Annotated in this window: 18 protein-coding genes and 1 tRNA gene; 6 read left to right on the plus strand and 13 right to left on the minus strand. The window is 64.4% G+C overall.

Going from position 1 to position 18,466, the window contains the following annotated elements; genetic code table 11:
- Positions 1-20 precede the first annotated feature (20 nt).
- Positions 21-569, plus strand: a complete 549-nt coding sequence (locus FOS14_RS13665) for a DUF402 domain-containing protein (protein ID WP_143771366.1) — start codon at positions 21-23, stop codon at positions 567-569.
- Here the strand turns inward: FOS14_RS13665 and coaE are convergent.
- The 3 genes from coaE to FOS14_RS13680 are packed head-to-tail and all read right to left on the minus strand — an operon-like array spanning position 556 to position 4,143.
- The gene (gene coaE, locus FOS14_RS13670) at positions 556-1,749 is read right to left on the minus strand and encodes a dephospho-CoA kinase (RefSeq protein ID WP_143771367.1); all 1,194 of its coding nucleotides are present in this window, start codon (positions 1,747-1,749) and stop codon (positions 556-558) included. The two genes, FOS14_RS13665 and coaE, sit on opposite strands and share 14 nt — an antisense overlap.
- 16 nt (positions 1,750-1,765) lie before the next feature.
- Positions 1,766-2,716 (minus strand): antibiotic biosynthesis monooxygenase, encoded by a 951-nt coding sequence (locus FOS14_RS13675; protein WP_143771368.1) that lies wholly within the window; start codon positions 2,714-2,716, stop codon positions 1,766-1,768.
- 26 nt (positions 2,717-2,742) lie between these two features.
- Positions 2,743-4,143, minus strand: coding sequence for an amidohydrolase family protein (locus FOS14_RS13680; RefSeq protein WP_143771369.1), 1,401 nt, complete (start codon positions 4,141-4,143; stop codon positions 2,743-2,745).
- A gap of 338 nt (positions 4,144-4,481) precedes the next feature.
- On the opposite strand from FOS14_RS13680, the gene FOS14_RS13685 reads away from it, so the two are divergent.
- Positions 4,482-4,694: a hypothetical protein gene (locus FOS14_RS13685; RefSeq protein WP_143771370.1), complete on the plus strand. Its 213-nt coding sequence runs from the start codon at positions 4,482-4,484 to the stop codon at positions 4,692-4,694.
- 112 nt (positions 4,695-4,806) lie between these two features.
- Here the strand turns inward: FOS14_RS13685 and rpsA are convergent, their stop codons facing one another.
- On the minus strand, positions 4,807-6,270 hold the full coding sequence (gene rpsA / locus FOS14_RS13690; RefSeq protein ID WP_143771371.1) for a 30S ribosomal protein S1: 1,464 nt from the start codon (positions 6,268-6,270) through the stop codon (positions 4,807-4,809).
- A 197-nt stretch (positions 6,271-6,467) separates the two neighbouring features.
- Between rpsA and FOS14_RS13695 the strand changes: the two genes are divergently transcribed.
- A complete protein-coding gene (locus tag FOS14_RS13695) occupies positions 6,468-7,319 on the plus strand; it encodes a class I SAM-dependent methyltransferase (protein WP_143771372.1) in 852 nt (283 codons plus the stop codon).
- A 70-nt stretch (positions 7,320-7,389) separates the two neighbouring features.
- On the opposite strand, the gene FOS14_RS24755 is transcribed toward FOS14_RS13695, so the two are convergent.
- The 6 genes from FOS14_RS24755 to FOS14_RS13720 are packed head-to-tail and all read right to left on the minus strand — an operon-like array spanning position 7,390 to position 12,170.
- Positions 7,390-7,542, minus strand: a complete 153-nt coding sequence (locus FOS14_RS24755; protein WP_185981766.1) for a hypothetical protein — start codon at positions 7,540-7,542, stop codon at positions 7,390-7,392.
- Positions 7,543-7,546: 4 nt separating this feature from the next.
- Positions 7,547-8,398, minus strand: coding sequence for an SPFH domain-containing protein (locus tag FOS14_RS13700; RefSeq protein ID WP_143771373.1), 852 nt, complete (start codon positions 8,396-8,398; stop codon positions 7,547-7,549).
- Between the two features lie 42 nt (positions 8,399-8,440).
- Positions 8,441-9,202: an amino acid ABC transporter ATP-binding protein gene (locus FOS14_RS13705; RefSeq protein ID WP_143771374.1), complete on the minus strand. Its 762-nt coding sequence runs from the start codon at positions 9,200-9,202 to the stop codon at positions 8,441-8,443.
- Positions 9,199-10,113, minus strand: coding sequence for an amino acid ABC transporter permease (locus tag FOS14_RS13710; RefSeq protein ID WP_143771375.1), 915 nt, complete (start codon positions 10,111-10,113; stop codon positions 9,199-9,201). Before FOS14_RS13710 ends, FOS14_RS13705 begins: the two co-directional genes overlap by 4 nt.
- A gap of 12 nt (positions 10,114-10,125) precedes the next feature.
- Positions 10,126-11,022 carry an ABC transporter substrate-binding protein gene (locus FOS14_RS13715; protein ID WP_143771522.1) on the minus strand — a complete coding sequence of 299 codons (897 nt, stop codon included), beginning with the start codon at positions 11,020-11,022 and terminating at the stop codon, positions 10,126-10,128.
- A gap of 38 nt (positions 11,023-11,060) precedes the next feature.
- Positions 11,061-12,170, minus strand: coding sequence for an isocitrate/isopropylmalate dehydrogenase family protein (locus FOS14_RS13720; RefSeq protein ID WP_143771376.1), 1,110 nt, complete (start codon positions 12,168-12,170; stop codon positions 11,061-11,063).
- Here FOS14_RS13720 and FOS14_RS13725 point away from each other — a divergent pair.
- Positions 12,169-12,690: a 2'-5' RNA ligase family protein gene (locus FOS14_RS13725; protein ID WP_143771377.1), complete on the plus strand. Its 522-nt coding sequence runs from the start codon at positions 12,169-12,171 to the stop codon at positions 12,688-12,690. The genes FOS14_RS13720 and FOS14_RS13725 overlap by 2 nt on opposite strands.
- An 85-nt stretch (positions 12,691-12,775) precedes the next feature.
- A complete protein-coding gene (gene trxA / locus FOS14_RS13730; RefSeq protein WP_143771378.1) occupies positions 12,776-13,147 on the plus strand; it encodes a thioredoxin in 372 nt (123 codons plus the stop codon).
- Positions 13,148-13,166: 19 nt separating this feature from the next.
- Here the strand turns inward: trxA and polA are convergent, their stop codons facing one another.
- Together polA and FOS14_RS13740 are read right to left on the minus strand one after the other, a co-directional pair.
- Positions 13,167-15,908 (minus strand): DNA polymerase I, encoded by a 2,742-nt coding sequence (gene polA, locus FOS14_RS13735; protein ID WP_143771379.1) that lies wholly within the window; start codon positions 15,906-15,908, stop codon positions 13,167-13,169.
- A 58-nt stretch (positions 15,909-15,966) separates the two neighbouring features.
- Positions 15,967-16,587 carry an ANTAR domain-containing response regulator gene (locus FOS14_RS13740; RefSeq protein ID WP_143771380.1) on the minus strand — a complete coding sequence of 207 codons (621 nt, stop codon included), beginning with the start codon at positions 16,585-16,587 and terminating at the stop codon, positions 15,967-15,969.
- A gap of 120 nt (positions 16,588-16,707) precedes the next feature.
- Here FOS14_RS13740 and FOS14_RS13745 point away from each other — a divergent pair.
- Positions 16,708-16,784, plus strand: a tRNA-Leu gene (locus FOS14_RS13745).
- A 22-nt stretch (positions 16,785-16,806) separates the two neighbouring features.
- Here the strand turns inward: FOS14_RS13745 and FOS14_RS13750 are convergent.
- Positions 16,807-18,354, minus strand: coding sequence for a long-chain-fatty-acid--CoA ligase (locus FOS14_RS13750; RefSeq protein WP_143771381.1), 1,548 nt, complete (start codon positions 18,352-18,354; stop codon positions 16,807-16,809).
- Positions 18,355-18,466 lie beyond the last annotated feature (112 nt).

Below are 18,466 nucleotides of genomic sequence, written 5' to 3' on the forward strand. Positions count from 1 at the left end.
TGTAGCGGTAAGTTGGCGATATGAAGCGCGTGGATCGATCGGTCGATACTGCTCTCGAAGACGAAGAGCTGCACGTACACCAACCCAAAACCGAGGTGTTCAACCTCGTCGAACGCACGAATACCGATCCCAAAGGATTCGTGCGACCGGTCCAGGAATTCAAGGTGACCCCGTGGGGTCTGTACATGGCCAGAACCGCCGACCATCCCCGCTTTCATTACCTCGAGTCCTGGCTGATTCCGTCGTTAGGGCTACGGGCGTCGGTCTTCCACTATCACTACAACGACCTGCACAAGAACTTCTACCTGGACGTTGGCGAGTTCACCCCGGGAGAGAAGTCGTGGACGTCCGTCGACCACTACCTCGACATCGTCGTGCACCGCATGCAGGATGTGGAGGTTCTCGACACCGACGAGTTGCTCGCGGCGGTCAAGCTCGGCTACTTGGACATCAAGTCCGCCTCGAAGGCATTCGAGCATGCGTTCGCCGCGGTGGCCGGATTGGCCCAGCACGGCTACCGCCTCGACAGGTGGCTGGCCTCCATGGACATGCAACTCACCTGGCACTAGTCCAACCGGTTTGCCGGGCCCAGTCCCACGCACGCCGGTACGCCGTGTCGAACCACGGCTGCTTGGCCGCTCGGTAGTCCGGCAGCGTGGCGTGGGCGCCGCTCGCTGTTCGTTTCAGGGCGGCGTAATCGTCGCGGGCCGTGGCGTCGGCGCGTAGCCAATCAGCCAGTAGCAGTGCAAACTGCTGGCCGGGCCAGCCTGCCACCCGCAGGTCGATGCTGACCGGACGCGCCGGATCTGCGCCGCCGTGCCGGCGTAGCGCCCACACTCCGGGGTCCACTTCGCCACCCAGCGACGGCTCCGTCGAGTCCTCCGTGACGTCGTCGATCTTCGGAAACCCGGCCTCCGCCAACACAGGTGCCAAGCCATCGGCGGTCTCGAGATCAGCAACGGTGACTTGTAGGTCGATCATGTCGACCGCTGGCAGCCCGGGCACCACGGTGGATCCGACGTGGTCCACCCGTAGCGCCTTATCGGCGCACACCAGCCGGAGCCGGGCAATGAGACGCTCGGCCTGCACCGCCCAGTCCGGGTTCGGCTGCCGAAGTTCCGGTGCGGGCTCAACGACGTTGTGCAGCCGGACATTCTGCTCGAAAGGCACCAGTCGCTCGTGCCACAGTTCGTCGATGTGTGCACGCAGCGCCGCCGCCGCACCACCGTTGTCCAGCCACACATCGGCCACAGCGCGGCGTTGCTCGTCGCTGGCCTGCGCGGCGATTCGCGCCCGCGCGTCGGCCTCGGTGACGCCCCGGTGCTGGGCGAGTCGATGTATGCGAACGTCCGCGTCAGCGTGCACGACGATGACGAGGTTGAACAGCGGCGCCAGGTGGTTCTCGACCAACAGCGGAATGTCTTGCACCACGATGGCATCCGCGGGCGCGGCGGCAATGGTCTCGGCGGTGCGCTGCCCGATCAGCGGATGCAGAATCGAATTCAGCCGCAGCCGCGCGGCGTCATCAGCAAAGGCCTTGGCCGCCAATGCGGCTCGGTCCAGGTTGTCGCCGTCGAGGATGTCTGGACCGAACGCCTCCACCAGCGCCGCCAGTCCCGGTGTGCCGGGTTCGACCACCTCGCGGGCGATGCGATCTGAATCGACAACCACCGCACCATGTTCGGCGAGTGCTGTCGCGACCGTCGACTTGCCCGCGCCCATCCCACCGGTCAGCCCAATTCGTAGCACTGAAACAGTGTCGCACTCAATGGTTGTAATCCCAGAACTGCAACCACTTCACCGACCCGAACAGCAGCAGGCAAGCACCGTAGACAACCAGTACAACTCCCGCGCCCAGGACGCTCGCCTTCACCCCCGCACCCTCGATGGGATCGAGCCATCTGCCGAACCAGCCCGAGACCAGCGGCATGAGGAACCACGTCATCACCGCCACACTGCATATTTGGCTGAGCCACAGCGCAAGCCATTGCGGGATGCCGGCGCCGTCCATGACCGGGCCGAGAAATCGCGACAGCGTCAACACCGTCGGGTACAGGACCAGCAGCACGATCATCGCCGTCTTCCACCGCGGCGTGACCTTGGTGGCGCCATTCTCCGTGCGCACCGTCGAACCGAACGGCGTGGTGGTGTGAGTGACCTCGGCGAAGTCCTCGACCAGATTTCGCCGCAGCCCGGGCAGCGCCGCAGCGCGCTCGCGTGACCGCAACCAGTTGAGCAGTTGGTGACCGGTGCGAAACCGCAACACCGACAACCACTCCCCGCCCGTTTCCGGCGGGAAAACCCCGGTGCCCTCGAATCCCGCGAAGCCGGTGGTGAGCTCGATCAACTCGTGCTGAGCGGCAAGGAATTCGGCCTCCTTTCCGGAAGAGACGCGGTGGCGGAAGACACCCACGCCAGCCGGGGGCAGACCACCGTCGACGACAACGAGGTCGGTCGTCTTGCGCAGATAGCCTCGCGTCTCACCCATCGTGACCAGCCGCTTCCACGCCGGGCTGTCGAGCCAGTCATGGAGTTGGTCCTCAGTCGCGAACGTAGTCGCGAAACCCCAATCGAGCATTGCCTCACCGGTAACGGCGCAGCGAGCCTCCAGACATCCAGCGGCGTGCGCATCGGCGGCACAGTCGTCGAGCCACGCCGCGAACCCCGCGCGATCTGGCACCGGGTGGAACATCGAAATCGCAGTGGCAGTGTGCATTTCGCGAGGTTCTCCAGATCCAGCTGCTAGTCTGCCCGCACCCGGCGGCCTTGGACGTACACCTCGGCTACCGCGGGTTCACGCAGTCCCATCAGCAGCGCAAACAGCGTCTGGTCACGCGCGAGGCCCGGATCGTCCGAGCGCACGCCGTAGTCGAGCGCCGCCTGCAGTGCCGGAACCGCGGCCGGCTCGATGACGACGAAGTCGGCCTCCTTGCCGATATCGAAGTTGCCGAACCGGTCTTCCATATCCAATGCGCGTGCCCCGGCGAGCGTTCCGGTGAACAGCATCTCGGCTGGATGCATCGACACTCCGGCAGCACCCGGCTCGGAGATGTGCACCTTGAACGCCTCGGCGAGCACCCGGAAGATTCCCCATTCGTCGCCGCCGCCGAAGTCGGTGCCCGCGGCGACGTTCACCCCGGATGCGACGGTGCGCAGCCACGGCATGGTGCCGGAGCCGAGGAACTGCTGCGACACTGGGCAGTGCGCCACCGACGTGCCCGTTTCAGCCATCCGCTCGAGCTCGACGTCCTGACAGTGCACGCAGTGCGCGAGAATCGAGCGCCTGCCCAACAGGCTCTTTCCGCCGACACTGGACCCCGGCAGAAACTTGCCGTCGTAGGTGTCGAGGTAGCTGTCCACCTGGTAGGCCTGCTTCGTGGAGTCGACCTCCCCGGTGCCGGGCCGGTTGTTTTCGTTGAGGTGGGTGTGGAAGTACACCCCCCGGTCGCGAACCGAATCATATAGGTCGCCAAGGCTTTTCAGCGTCTCCGGGGTTACCGACAACGAGAACCGGGGGACGATCGCCACATGTAGCAGCGCAGTAGCGACATCGCCGGTGTCGGCGGCATGCCATTTGTCGATCTCCTCCGTGGTGAGCCGAATGGCATCGGCTTCCGAGGTCATCAACGGCTCCGCGGATTCCGGGCCCACCGTCTGGATCCCGCGCCCGCTGACGATACGCAGGCCCACTCGCTGGGTCTCGGTGAACAGAGCGTCCTGTGCATGCAGAAAGGCCGACCCGAAGACCATGGCCGCGGTGGTCCCGACGGCGATGCGACGCGAGCAGAACTGCACCGCTGCCTGCTGCGCGAACCCTGGATCGGCGAATCGAGCCTCCGACGGAAACATGCACAGCGTCAGCCATTCGAGCAGCTGACCGCCGCCATAGGAGTCGCCGGCATAGGTTTGCGGAAAGTGGATGTGCGTATCGACGAAGCCGGGCAGCAAAAACCCCGGATGATGATCGAAGACGGTGGCATTGTCTTGCGGCGGAACATTCTCTCGCGCACCGCAATAGGTGATCCGGCCGGACTCGTCGATGACCAGTGCGCCATCCGGAAACGACGCGAGCGCAGCCGCGGCCTCCGTGACCTGCGGGTTGCCCGCAATATGGAAGATATGTCCGAGATGAACCTGATTCATCCCCAGAGCAGACCACTGTTTACCGCGCGGCGGAATAGGTTGCGCCGAAAAAGTCGGCGGGCGGGTGTGGATATCATCCGGAGCGAATGAGCGCCCGCGCGGGAGAAGCGACCATACATATTTCGCGCCGCAACCAGCGGCTCCGGCACACACTCGTATACACAACTCCCGCCGCAACCACCGACGGGCGCGCCCGACGATCTCGTGCTTACCAGGCACAACACGCCGAACGGGCTTAGCGCGCAAATACAACGGATGCGACAGTCACTCGGTTATCTTCAGCTCGGCAATTCCTATCGGAAATATTTGGCGGAGTGGCGAAGAGCAAAGGGAATCGCATGCGCAGCACGATCCACGGTGGCAAGCACCGTCTAGGCATGGAACACGGTGTGCATTGCATTCAGATTCCCGAGGTTGCAGCGGCATTGGCCGCGCATCGCCGAAACTGGGTGTCGGCGTTGGTCAATCCGGCACGGCATAGCTTCGCCGCCATTCGCAAACGCGCCAGTACGGCTCCCGCACAGCGCTGGGTACCGGCGCCAGTCGGCTGATCTCGCCTCCGGTTTCCACCCGAGAAACAGTTTTCAACCGAGACACAGTTTTCAACCGAGACAAAGGGTCCCGGGCCGCGCTCTTGCGACCCGGGACCTTTTCGTCCGCTATTTAGCTGTTGCCGGACAGCTTCTCACGCAGCGCGGCGAGCTGGGCGTCGCTGGCCAGCGAACCACCCGTCGGGGCGGCGCCGGTCTCGGCCCGCTCGGCGCTCTCCGAGGAGTAGTTGCCCGAACCACCGGCCGCGGCCTCGGCGGCGGCGTCGGCGGCCATCTTCTCCATCTGCGCGGTGTGCATCTTGTGGCGCCGCTCGGCCTCCGCGTAGCGCGACTCCCACTCTTCCCGCTGCTTGTCGTAGCCCTCGAGCCATTCGTTGGTCTCGGGATCGAAGCCCTCGGGGAAGATGTAGTTGCCCTGCTCGTCGTAGCTGTCGGCCATGCCGTACTTCGACGGGTCGAAGTCGGCGTGGTAGTCCTCGTTGGCCTGCTTGAGACTCAGCGAGATACGGCGACGCTCGAGGTCGATGTCGATGACCTTGACCATCGCGTCGTCGCCCACGCCAACGACCTGGTCCGGCACCTCGACGTGGCGCTCGGCCAGCTCGGAGATGTGCACCAGGCCCTCGATCCCCTCCTCGACGCGGACGAACGCGCCGAACGGCACCAGCTTGGTGACCTTGCCGGGCACGATCTGGCCGATCGCGTGGGTGCGGGCGAACTGACGCCACGGGTCTTCCTGGGTGGCCTTCAGCGACAGCGACACGCGCTCGCGGTCCATGTCGACGTCGAGCACCTCGACGGTGACCTCGTCGCCGACCTGAACAACCTCGCTCGGGTGGTCGATGTGCTTCCAGGACAGCTCGGAGACGTGCACCAGACCGTCGACACCGCCGAGGTCGACGAACGCACCGAAGTTGACGATCGAGGAGACCACACCCTTGCGGACCTGGCCCTTCTGCAGCTGGTGCAGGAACTCGCTGCGGACCTCGGACTGGGTCTGCTCGAGCCAAGCCCGCCGCGACAGCACCACGTTGTTGCGGTTCTTGTCGAGCTCGATGATCTTGGCTTCGATCTCCTTGCCGACGTACGGCTGCAGGTCACGGACCCGGCGCATCTCGACCAGCGACGCGGGCAGGAAGCCGCGCAGGCCGATGTCCAGGATCAGACCACCCTTGACAACTTCGATGACGGTGCCCTTGACGGCCTCGTCCTTCTCCTTGAGCTCCTCGATGGTGCCCCACGCCCGCTCGTACTGCGCGCGCTTCTTCGACAGGATCAGCCGGCCTTCCTTGTCCTCCTTGGTGAGAACAAGGGCCTCGACCTCATCGCCCACGGAAACGACCTCGTTCGGGTCGACATCGTGCTTGATGGAGAGTTCGCGAGACGGGATGACGCCTTCGGTCTTGTAACCGATGTCGAGCAGAACCTCGTCCCGATCGACTTTGACGATGGTGCCTTCGACGATGTCTCCGTCGTTGAAGTACTTGATCGTCTTGTCGATGGCGGCGAGAAAGTCCTCGGCGGAGCCGATGTCGTTGACGGCTACCTGCGGCGAGGTGACGGTGGTGGAGGGCATGTGTTGGGTTGCTCCGGACAGGTTGTGGGTCGATAGATGGACAGTTCATTGCGCGGGCATGCGCTCTGAACCAACACCAGCAACCAACAATCAGCGACCAACATCAGCGCAGCGCGATCACACTCGCGCGGATCAGGGTACGCGACCCCGTTCAAGCTGGGCAAACCGGGACGCGCCCAAAGATCTATCGTAAGCGCATGTCCGTCGAGGAGCCACCACACGATGCGCGCGAAGACCGGCATGCGCAGGCAAACGCCCTGTTGGGCGCGGTCGGTGTGGATCGGCGCACACTCGATTCGCAGGCCAGTGCGCGTGCCAGCCGGGCCTGGTGGGACGCCGATGCGGCCGATTATCACCGCACCCACGGCGAGTTTCTCGGCGTCGATACCGCCGAGGGCGAGTTCGTCTGGTGCCCCGAAGGTCTGCACGAGGAGGATGTGGAACTTCTGGGGCCCGTCGTCGGCAAGCGGATCCTGGAGGTCGGGTGCGGTTCGGCGCCCTGCTCCCGTTGGCTCGCGGCCCACGGTGCCTCGCCGGTGGGCATCGACATCTCCATGCGGATGCTTGCATTCGGCGCCGGAGGTGTGCCGTTGGTCCAGGCGAACGCCGAGGCGTTGCCTTTTGCAGACGCGAGCTTCGACGCGGCGTGCTCGGCCTTCGGCGCGATCCCCTTTGTGGCCGACTCGGCCGGCGTGATGCGGGAGGTCGCCCGGGTGCTGCGACCGGGCGGACGCTGGGTCTTCGCCGTGAACCACCCGATCCGCTGGATTTTTCCCGACGACCCCGGCCCGGCCGGTTTGACCGCGACCATTCCGTACTTCGACCGGACACCGTATGTGGAGGTCGACGCCGATGGCGTCCCCACCTACGTGGAGCACCACCGCACCATCGGCGACCGGGTGCGCGAGATCGTCGGCGCCGGGTTTCGGTTGCTCGACATCATCGAACCGGAGTGGCCCGAGGGGTTCGACCGGGAATGGGGGCAGTGGTCGCCGCTGCGCGGCGAGCTGTTTCCGGGGACGGCCATCTTTGTGTGCCAGCTGCCCTAGTTTCGCGTTTCGACTGAGCAGTTCGCTCCCCGTGCGCGAAACGCGAAGTGTGCACTGGAGCCGCGAACACTCACCGAATCTTGCGCCCCGCCTCGTCCAACGCCCGCCGCAGCGCGTATTCGATCTGCGCGTTGACGCTGCGTAGATCGTCGGCCGCCCACTTCGCCATCGCGTCGTAGACGGCCGGATCCAGCCGCAGCAGCAGTTTCTTTCGATCGACCACGAGCTCAGGCGTAGAGCGTTCCCGTGTTGACCACCGGCTGCGTCGCCCGGTCGCCACACAGCACCACCAGCAGATTCGACACCATCGACGCCTTGCGTTCCTCGTCGAGTTCGACCACGCCCTGTTCGGCCAGCTTGTCCAACGCCATGCCCACCATGCCGACCGCGCCCTCGACGATCCGCGAGCGGGCCGCCACCACCTGGGAGGCTTGCTGGCGCACCAACATGGCCTGCGCAATCTCCGGTGCGTACGCCAGGTGCGTGATCCGCGCCTCGATGACCTCCACACCCGCGGTTTCCGTGCGCTCACGCAGTTCGATGGTGAGCTCGCTGGCGACCTCAGCGCCGTCGCGCAGGCTGGTCCGCTCGTTGTCGTGCGAGTCGTACGGATGCGTGGTGGCGAGGTGGCGCACCGCCGCTTCGGACTGAATGGCCACGTACAGCTCGTAGTCGTCCACGGCGAACGCCGCCTTGCCAGTGTCGGTGACCTTGTAGACCACCACAGCCGCGATTTCCACCGGGTTGCCATCGGCGTCGTTGACCTTCAGCTTGGCGGTCTCGAAGTTGCGTACCCGCAGGCTGATTCGCCGCTTGGTGCTCAGCGGCACCACCCACTGGAAGCCGGCGTCACTCACCGACCCGACGTAACGGCCGAAGAACTGCACGACCTTGGCCTCGTTCGGGTTGATGATCACGAAACCCGTCGCGGTCAGCACGAGGATCACCCCAACCACCACCGCGACGATTGCCGCGACCGGGCTCTGGGTGACCCCGGCGGCAACGCCGATCGCGATCGCCACGAGAACCCACAGGCCCAGCACCACAAACCCGTTCACCCGCAGGGCACGACGCTCCATCTCAGCTCCTAGCTATCGAAGTGATATCACGACGATAGCTAGTCAGAGAAGTTTGGACAAGAAGGCCTGCGTGCGCTCGTGCCGCGGATTGGACAGCACCGCACGCGGATCCCCCGCTTCTACGACGACACCACCGTCCATGAAGACCAATTGATCGGCGACCTCGCGGGCGAATCCCATTTCGTGGGTGACGACGACCATGGTCATCCCTTCGCGCGCAAGCTCGCGCATGACCCGCAGAACTTCGCCGACGAGCTCCGGGTCCAGTGCCGACGTCGGCTCGTCGAACAACATGAGCTTCGGCTCCATCGCCAGCGCACGGGCGATCGCAACACGCTGCTGTTGACCGCCAGAGAGCTGCGCGGGGTAGGCATCGGCCTTGTCCGCCAAGCCGACTCGATCCAGCAGCTCCCGAGCATGCCGCACTGCCTTGTCCTTCGGGACCCGCTTCACATGGACGGGCGCCTCGATCACATTCTCCAGCGCCGTGCGGTGCGGAAAGAGGTTGAAGTGCTGGAACACCATGCCGATGTCGCGGCGCTGGCGGGCGGCCACGCGCGGATGCAATTCATAGAGCTTGCCGTTGCGTTCCGCGTAGCCGACCAGTTCGCCGTCGACGTACAGCCGCCCGGCGTTCACCTGCTCGAGGTGGTTGATGCACCGCAGAAACGTCGACTTCCCCGAGCCGGACGGACCGACCAGACACAGCACCTGACCGCGCTCGACCTGCAGCGTGATGCCCTTCAGCACCTGCAATGCCCCGAAGTTCTTGCAGACCTGTTCGGCTTGCACCATCGGCGTCATTGGTGCTCACCCTGCGCATCGGCCAGGGCCTGCAACTGTTTTGTGGTGAGTCGGCGCGAAATGCCCTTGGAGTAATAGCGTTCCAGATAGTACTGGCCGACCATGAGCACGCTGGTGATGGCCAAATACCAGGTTGCGGCAACCAGCAGCAACGGAATTGGCTCGAAGTTCACGCCGGAGATGTCGCGAGCGACGCCGTAGAGTTCCTTGCTGTAGGGCACGGCGGTAACCAGGGTCGTGGTCTTGAGCATGCTGATGAGTTCGTTGCCGGTAGGCGGAATGATCACCCGCATCGCCTGCGGCAACACGGTGCGGCGCATCGTCAGCGACCATGACATGCCGAGCGCCATAGACGCCTCGGTCTGACCTTCGCTGACGGAATTGATTCCCGCGCGAACGATCTCGGCCATATATGCCGCTTCGTTGAGCCCCAGCCCGATCATCGCAAAAAAGAAGGCGGCGTCGAGGTCCTGAATATCGAAGTGCGCCAGCTGTGGTCCGAACGGCACGCCCAGGGTGATCGTCTTGTACAGCGACGGAAACAGGCCCCAGAACACCAGCTGCACATACACCGGGGTGCCGCGGAAGATCCACAGATACACCCAGCTTGCCCAGCGCAGCACTGGATTCGGCGAGAGGCGCATCACGGCCAGCAGAATGCCGAGCCCGATGGCGATCGCCATGGCCAGTACCGTCAATTCTATTGTGCGCCAGGCACCAGCGGAGATCCTGCGGTCGAACAGGTAGCGGCCGTAAATGTCCCAACCGTAGGCCGCATTGGTCGCGGCGCCATAGACGAACAGCCCAGCCAGGATCACGACGACAGCCGCCGCAATCCATCGTCCCGGCCGTCGCAACGGTACTGCCTCGATTGCTGCCGGCTCAGTCGTGCGGGTGCTGACCTCGGTCACCGTTGACCTCTCTTACTGTGTGGCGCCGTTGATTTCGGACTTGACGATCATGCCCTGCTGCACTCCCCACGCGGTCGCGATGGTCTTGTACGTGCCGTCGTCGATCAGGTGCTGTAGCGCCTGTTGCAGTGCTCTGGCTAGCGTCGAGCCTTTGGCGACCGGCCACCCGTAGGGCGCGGAATCGAAAATCGGACCGGCCGCCTCGATCCTCCCGCCGCTGCGTTTGATCGCGTACGCGGTGACCGGCGAGTCCGCTGACATCGCATCCACCTTGCCGAGAATCAGCGCCGTCGTCGCATCGTCCTGCCGATCAAATTTGACCTTGTCAATCGGCGGCTTGCCGGCGGCGACGCATCTAGCGCTGCGATCGGGCACATCGTCGGTGTCCTCGACGGTGGTGGTCTGCACGGCGACCTTTTTGCCACAGGCGTCGTTCGGGTTTACCGGTTTGCTTGGACGTTGGGCCCACTGCACACCGGCGCGGAAATATGTAGTGAAGTCGACGGATTTTTCCCGCTCCGCCGAATCCGTGAACGAGGACATCCCCATGTCATAGGTGTCGGCCTGAATGGCCGGAATGATCTTGTCGAAGTCCGACTCGACGTAGTCCGGCGTCACGCCGAGCACCTTGCTGACCGCATTCATCAAGTCGACGTCGAACCCGACGATGTTGCCGGCGGAGTCCTTGAATTCGTCTGGCGCGTAAGGAATATTCACGCCGATTACGAGCTTGCCAGAGTCCCTGATCTCCGTCGGCAGTACCGCAGCGATGGAATTGACCTTGGATACATTGACGTTGACCTTCGGGATCGTGGCGGCGTCCTCGTTGTTGGTCACACAGCCGGTCAGCATGGTCGCCACTGCGGCGGTGACCGTGATCGCCGCGCAGCGAACGAACGTGGAATCCATTGCCACGGCAGCCTCCCCTGTCGTTGGTTCAGTGCAACTTATAGCCGCCGCAACTGGGCGAGCACGCGCTCAGTGAATTCACTCGTCGACGCCCTTCCGCCGAGGTCTGCCGTCGCGACACCGGCTGCGAATGTTTCGCTAATCGAGTGCTCGATGCGCTTCGCCGCCAAACCGAGCGACGCACCGTGACCGTGTTCGGCCAGCCAGCGCAGCAGCATCGCGGCCGAGAGCATCAGTGCGGTCGGGTTGGCTCGATTGTGTCCGGCGATGTCTGGCGCAGCCCCGTGCGCGGCCTGGGCCATCGCCCGATTCTCCGAACAGTTCAGCGACGCGGCCAGACCGAGCGACCCACTGAGCTCGCCAGCCAGGTCCGACAGGATGTCCCCGAACAGATTCTCGGTCACCACCACGTCGAACGTGTCGCCGCGGCGGACGAGGTGCGCGGCCATCGCGTCAACGTGCTCGTCGTCGACAGCGACGTCCGGGTAGTGCTGCGCCACCTCCCGGCAGACGTTGAGAAACAACCCGGTAGTGAGGGTAAGAACGTTGGCCTTGTGCACAACGGTCACCCGTTTGCGCCGATCCTTTGCGAGCCGACAGGCCATGTGCGCGATGCGTTCACACGCGGTTCTTGTGACGACACCAACTGACATGGCGACATCCGGCGTCGGCATGAACTCCCCCGCCCCCGCATACATGTTCCGGTCGCCGTACAGGCCTTCGCTGTTTTCCCGCACGATCACGAGGTCCATGCCGGGCGTCACCGCGCGCACCCCACGGAAGGCCCGCGCCGGCCGAATGTTGGCGAACAGGTCGAAGCGCTTGCGGATGATGGCGCCGGGCGCCTTGCCGCGCACCTGCGCCGGGTACGACGCGCTGTCGTGCGGGCCCATCACCCAGCCTGGCAACTCCTCGAGTTGATCGAGGGTGAAGTCCGGCACCGGAACCCCATGCTCGGCTATTGCCTTGTGCCCCAACGGCAAAGGGACCCACCGCACCGGATCGGCACTGACGACCGACAGCGCCTCGTCGACCACCCGACGGGTCGCGTCGACGATCTCGGGACCGATGCCGTCACCCTCGATGAGCCCGAGTCGCACTCCGCCGCTTGTTCGCTGAGCACTCACCGGACCATCATTGCTGATCATGGTGCAGTCGGTGGAATTGCTGCTCGACGACGCCACCGACGCGAAGATTCGCGCCCAGTGGCAGGCGCTCGCCCGGGCCGGGCTACCGAGCCTCGCCCGCAACCAGGCCGAAACCAACCGCCCGCATATCACCGCCGCGGTGGCTGACGAGATCTGGCCACGGGTGGACCGCGCATTGGAGCGGTCGCTGGAGTTCTCCCCCATCCCCGTCCGGCTCGGCGGTGTGGTGGTGTTCGGCGGACACCGCGCGATCCTTGTGCGGTTGGTCGTGCCGTCCGAAGCCTTATTGCAATTGCACCGCCAGATCTACGAACTTGTTCGCACCAGCCGCGGGGTAGCCGCGCACACCGCACCCGGTGAGTGGACACCGCACATCACGCTCGCGCGCCGCGTCGGGCCGGAGCAGATCGGCCCAGCGGTAAGCACGGTCCTGCGCGCGCGGGACATGGCCGGTAGCGTCGTGGGTATCCGGCGCTGGGATGGCGAAAATCGCCGAGAATGGCTGATCGCCTCCGGCTGAGCCTGGCGGTTCACCGGAAGAAACGCGGCTCGACGAGCGTTGGAACGCATGTCGCAGCCCGATACGACAACCGAAAGGGACCACCGTGGCAACCATGACCCTGACCCAGGACAACTTCGACGAGGTCGTCACCAGCAACGACATCGTGCTGGTCGACTTCTGGGCTTCCTGGTGCGGGCCGTGCCGCAGCTTCGCACCGACGTTTGAACAGTCCTCGGACAAGCACCCCGACGTGGTGCACGCGAAGGTGGACACCGAGGCCGAGCAGGGTCTCGCGGCTGCGGCCAACATCCGGTCCATCCCGACGATCATGGCGTTCCGCGAAGGTGTGCTCGTCTACGCACAGCCCGGCGCGTTGCCACCCGCCTCCCTTGAGGACCTGGTCACCCAGGTCAAGGGCCTCGACATGGAGAAAGTGCGCGAGCAAATCGCCAGTCAGCAGGACGGGGCCAAGTAGTTTGTCGGTGCCGCGGCGCCTAGTGCGCCGCGGAATCCCAACTGCGTCCGGTGCCCACCGACACCTCCAGCGGCACCGACATCGAAATCGCCGAGGCCATCTTGTCGCGCACGAGCGCCTCAACGGCTTCGCGCTCGTCGGCGACCACCTCGAACACCAATTCGTCGTGGATCTGCAGCAGCATGCGCGACCGTAGTCCGGCTTCGGCCAGCGCCTTGTGCACGTTGATCATCGCGACCTTGATGATGTCGGCTGCGGTGCCCTGAATCGGCGCGTTCAACGCCATCCGCTCGGCTGACTCGCGTCGCATCCGGTTGTCGCTCGTGAGATCCGGCAGGTAGCGGCGCCGGCCGAACAGCGTGGACGTGTAACCCACTTTGCGGGCCTGGTCGACAGCCTCGCGCAGGTAATCGCGGACTCCGCCGAAGCGCGCGAAGTACGTCTCCATCTGGTCTTTGGCTTCTTCGGTGGTGATCTTCAGCTGTGTCGAGAGTCCATAGGCGCTCAGGCCGTACGCGAGGCCGTAGGACATGGCCTTGACCCGGCGGCGCAGTTCCGGCGTCACTTGGTCGATCGGCAGCGAAAAGGCTTTGGACGCAACGAAGTTGTGCAGGTCCTCCCCCGTGTTGAACGCTTCGATGAGCCCCTCGTCGCCGGATAGGTGAGCCATGATCCGCATTTCGATCTGGCTGTAGTCGGCGGTCATCAGCATGTCGTAACCCGGGCCGACCACGAAGCCGTCGCGAATCTCGCGGCCGGCGTCGGTCCGAATCGGAATGTTCTGCAGGTTCGGTTCGGTCGACGACAACCGACCGGTCGCGGCGATGGTCTGGTTGAACGTCGTGTGGATCCGGCCGTCGTCGGCGACCGCCTTGAGCAGGCCGTCGACGGTCACCTTGAGCCGGGTGACGTCCCGGTGCCGCAGGAGGTGTTCGAGAAACGGGTGCGGGTTCTTCTCGAACAAGCCTTGCAGCGCGTCGGCGTCGGTGGTGTAACCGGTTTTCGTGCGCTTGGTCTTGGGCATGTTCAGCTTTTCGAACAGCACCACCTGCAACTGCTTCGGCGACCCCAGATTGATCTGCTCACCGATCACGCTGTAGGCGGCCTCGGCGGCGTCACGGATCTCGGCGGCGAATCGGGATTGCAGCGCTTCGAGGTGATCGATGTCGACGGCAATGCCGAACGACTCGATGTCCGCGAGAACGGCGGACAGCGGCAGTTCCATGTCGGACAACAGCGGCTTGGATTCGATCTCGTCGAGTTCGGTGTCCAGCGCGTCACCGAGATCGGCGACTGCACGCGATCGCAGAATCTCGGTCTCGGCGGTTTCGGCGCGCAACTGGTCATCGTCATCGAACAGCGAGAGCTGCCCCTGCTCGGATTTCTCGACGCGCAACTCACGTTTGAGGTAGCGCAAGGACAAGTCGTCGAGGTTGAACGTCCGTTGTCCGGGCCGCACCAGATATGCGGCAAGCGCCGTGTCGGTGGTGAGCCCGGCGAGCGTCCATCCGCGACCACGCAGGGCGTGCATCGCAGCCTTCGCCTCGTGCAAAGCCTTGGGTTGTTCCGGGTCGGCCAGCCACGTGCCGAGCGCCCGCTCGTCCTCCGGGGTCAGCGCGGTCAGGTCGACGTAGCCACCCTCACCATCGGCCGCCGCGATCGCGATCGCCGTCGCGTCCCCGCCGTATGGGACACCGGACCCCACCACCGAAAGTCCGTTGCGCCGACCGGAACTCCCGTGGGCTTTCAACCAGTCTGCGAGTAATCCCGGGCTGATGGCACCGCCGCTGATTTCGAAACCCTCGTCGGCTTCAGGTTCCGCGGACGCAAGTGTCTCGAAGAGTCGGTCCCGTAGCACACGGAACTCGAGGTCGTCGAAGAGTCGGTGGATGCGATCGCGGTCCCACGCGCCGTGTTCGAGTTGATCCGGTGTGTACGGCAGCGGCACGTCACGGACCATCTCGGTGAGCTGGCGGTTGAGCAACACGCTCGACAGGTTTGCGCGCAGCGCGTCGCCGACCTTGCCGCGCACCTCGTCGACGCGGTCCACCAGCGCATTCAGGTCACCGAATTCGCGAATCCACTTGGCCGCGGTCTTTTCCCCGACGCCCGGGATGCCGGGCAGGTTGTCGCTCGGGTCGCCGCGCAGCGCCGCGTAGTCGGGGTACTGCGTCGGCGTCAGTCCGTACTTGCTGAACACCTCTTCGGGAGTGAATCGGGTGAGGTCCGAAACGCCCTTGCGCGGGTAGAGGACCGTGACATTCTCGTTGACCAGTTGGATGGAATCCCGGTCACCGGTGACCACTAGGACTTTGAAGCCCATCGGCACGGCTTGGGTGGTGAGTGTGGCGATGATGTCATCGGCCTCATAGCCCGACAGCGCCATCACCGGAATTCCCAAGGCACCCAACACATCTTTGGTGAGCTCGACCTGGCCGTTGAACTCGTCCGGGGTGCGGCTGCGGTTGGCCTTGTACTCCGGATAAGCCTCCGACCGGAACGTCTGCCGCGACACGTCGAACGCAGCGGCGATGTGGGTGGGCTGCTCGTCGCGCAGGATGTTGATGAGCATGGCCGTGAACCCGTAGACCGCGTTGGTGGTCTGGCCGCTTTGCGTCTTGAAGTTCTCCGCCGGCAACGCAAAGAACGCTCGATATGCCAGTGAGTGGCCGTCGAGCAGCATCAGAGTCGGCTGGGCGGGTTCTGCGACGGGGGTGGTCGAACTTGTCGACCGCGGACCGGTGGCGGTGGCTGGGCTCACGCAGTCGAGTCTAGAAACACATACCGACAGGTCCCGCTTCGGCCGAACTCGTCCGGCGTCAGTCGGTACCGAGGTTGTCCAGGACGACCTCGGCGACCGCCTTCATCGTGGTGCGGCGATCCATGGCGGTGCGCTGAATCCACTTGAACGCTTGCGGTTCGCTGAGGCCTTGCTTGCGCATCAAAATGCCCTTGGCGCGCTCGACCAGCTTGCGGGTCTCCAGGCGGTCGTTCAGGCCGCGTACCTCGTCCTCGAGGGCGGTGAGCTCGGAGAATCGGCTGGCCGCCAACTCGATGGCCGGGACCAGATCGGTCTTGGAGAACGGCTTGACTAGGTAGGCCATAGCGCCAGCGTCACGGGCGCGTTCGACCAGGTCACGCTGGCTGAAGGCCGTCAGGATGACAACAGGCGCAATTCGCTTCGACGCAATCTCGGCGGCCGCGTCGATACCGTCGCGACGCGGCATCTTCACGTCCATGATGACGAGATCCGGACGCTGTTCTTCGGCGAGATCGACGGCGTGCTGACCGTCGCCGGCCTCCCCGACCACCTCGTAGCCCTCTTCGGCGAGCATCTCGGCCAGGTCCATCCGGATCAGGGTTTCGTCTTCGGCGATAACGACGCGCCGCGGTCCTTTGCCGGCCTTGGTGGCAGCCCCAACACCTTCTGCAGCGGTCATTTGCCTCGTCCCCTCTAGATCATCGGCGCGAAGCCGAACACACGCGATATGCAAGGGTACCGGTGGTTGACTGCGCGGGCGCATTCTCTACAGTGGTGTACCGGCGCGCCGCCGCGCCATGCCCTCGTATCCCAATTGGCAGAGGAAACGGATTCAAAACCCGTCCAGTGTGAGTTCGAGTCTCACCGAGGGCACCAAGCAGGTGCAGGTTAAGGCCCTTCAGGACACGCCCGACCCGGCCTTGTCCCAATACTTCTTGCGCAGTTCCTTCTTCAGGATCTTCCCAGCCCCGGATATCGGCAGTTCTGATACGAATTCTGCGCTGCGCGGCACCTTGTAGTTCGCGATGAGTTCCTTGCAATGCGCACGCAGCTCCTCGGCCTCGACGCTATGTCCGTCGCGGAGCACCACGACGGCGTGCACCCGCTCGCCCCAGTTCGGGTCCGGCACACCGATGACCGCCACTTGTGCGACAGCCGGATGCTTGGACACGGCGTTTTCGACTTCCGCCGAGTACACGTTCTCGCCACCGGTGATGATCATGTCCTTCATCCGGTCGACCACGAAGACATAGCCGGCGTCGTTCATATAGCCACCGTCACCGGTATGCATCCAACCGTTGCGCACCGCGTCAGCGGTGGCCTCCGGTTTGTTCCAGTAGCCCAGCATGACGTTGTCGCCGCGCACGATGATCTCCCCGACCGTGCCACGGGGCACCTCGACGTCGTTCTCGTCGACAATGCGGACTTCGGTGTGCGGCGCGGCGCGGCCTGCAGAGCGCCGCAGCGTCCAATCCTGATGGTCGGCCGGCGAAAGCAGCGTCGCGATCGGCGCCAGTTCGGTCATTCCGTAGGCCTGGGTGAACTCGACCGAAGGGAACGCCTCGGCGGCGCGTTCGAGCACCGCCTCCGACATGGGGGAGGCACCGTAGAGGATGCGACGCAAGCTGGTGACGTCGTAGTCCTTCAACTGCGGGGCGTCGACCACCATCTGCACCATCGTGGGCACCAGCAGCGCGTCGGTGACCCGGTGCTCGTCGACGGACTGGAGCATGCCGTCCACGGTGAAGGAGGGTACGAAGACGTGGGTGCTGCCCATGACATTGCCGACGGTCCACAAAGCGATGTCGGCGAGGTGGAACATCGGCGCGATGTGCAGCATGCGTCCGCCGGGGGTGACCATATGCCCGGTGGCCAGCGCGCCCAGAGCTGAGGTGCACATCGCGTTGTGACTGAGCATCACGCCCTTGGGATCGCCGGTGGTGCCACCGGTATAGAAGATGCCCGCCAGGGCGTCCCCACCGGTGCGCGTGTCCTCGACCGGTTCGCTCTCCGAAATCAGGGTCTCGTAGTCGAGCATGCCCTCAGGGGTTTGTTTGTCGCCCATGAAGATGACCGTCTCCAGCGACGGAAACGACTCCCGCAGCGCCGGTATCACGTCGACGAAAGCGTCGTCGACCAGAAGGACGCGGGTGTCGGAGTCGCGTAGCGAGTAGGCGATCTCGGCGGCGCTCCACCGGGTGTTGACCGGGGTGATCGCCGCGCCGATCCATGGCACGCCGAGGTAGAACTCGTGGTAACGGTCGGAGTTGAGCGCCAGGGCGCCGACTCGGTCACCTGCCCGCACCCCGAGGTTGCGCAGCGCACTGCCGAGTCGCGCGATCCGGTCGATCGATTCAGCCCGAGTACGCACTCGATCGCCGTAAATGGTGGCGATTGCGGTCGGGTCCTGCTGGACATTGCGGTGGAGGGTCTGAGTCAAGTACACGAGATTTCCTTCAAGGTGCGACGCTCGTCGGTGCGTGTGATTCCCCTAACTAGGCTAAGTGAATTGTCACTAGCTGTAAATACTCTGCAAGGGCCACATTTGTTGCAGATAT

The organism is Skermania sp. ID1734 (assembly GCF_007489285.1).
Taxonomy (GTDB): Bacteria; Actinomycetota; Actinomycetes; order Mycobacteriales; family Mycobacteriaceae; genus ID1734.

Excerpts from the sequence above, each read along its gene's own strand:
- FOS14_RS13720 (WP_143771376.1), bottom strand. The coding sequence starts at position 12,170 with ATGATCAGCAATGATGGTCCGGTGAGTGCTCAGCGAACAAGCGGCGGA.
- FOS14_RS13680 (WP_143771369.1), bottom strand. The coding sequence starts at position 4,143 with ATGAATCAGGTTCATCTCGGACATATCTTCCATATTGCGGGCAACCCG.
- FOS14_RS13705 (WP_143771374.1), bottom strand. The coding sequence starts at position 9,202 with ATGACGCCGATGGTGCAAGCCGAACAGGTCTGCAAGAACTTCGGGGCA.
- rpsA (WP_143771371.1), bottom strand. The coding sequence starts at position 6,270 with ATGCCCTCCACCACCGTCACCTCGCCGCAGGTAGCCGTCAACGACATC.
- FOS14_RS13740 (WP_143771380.1), bottom strand. The coding sequence starts at position 16,587 with ATGACCGCTGCAGAAGGTGTTGGGGCTGCCACCAAGGCCGGCAAAGGA.
- FOS14_RS13665 (WP_143771366.1), top strand. The coding sequence starts at position 21 with ATGAAGCGCGTGGATCGATCGGTCGATACTGCTCTCGAAGACGAAGAG.
- FOS14_RS13675 (WP_143771368.1), bottom strand. The coding sequence starts at position 2,716 with ATGCACACTGCCACTGCGATTTCGATGTTCCACCCGGTGCCAGATCGC.
- FOS14_RS13725 (WP_143771377.1), top strand. The coding sequence starts at position 12,169 with ATGGTGCAGTCGGTGGAATTGCTGCTCGACGACGCCACCGACGCGAAG.
- FOS14_RS13685 (WP_143771370.1), top strand. The coding sequence starts at position 4,482 with ATGCGCAGCACGATCCACGGTGGCAAGCACCGTCTAGGCATGGAACAC.
- FOS14_RS13695 (WP_143771372.1), top strand. The coding sequence starts at position 6,468 with ATGTCCGTCGAGGAGCCACCACACGATGCGCGCGAAGACCGGCATGCG.
- FOS14_RS13715 (WP_143771522.1), bottom strand. The coding sequence starts at position 11,022 with ATGGATTCCACGTTCGTTCGCTGCGCGGCGATCACGGTCACCGCCGCA.
- FOS14_RS13700 (WP_143771373.1), bottom strand. The coding sequence starts at position 8,398 with ATGGAGCGTCGTGCCCTGCGGGTGAACGGGTTTGTGGTGCTGGGCCTG.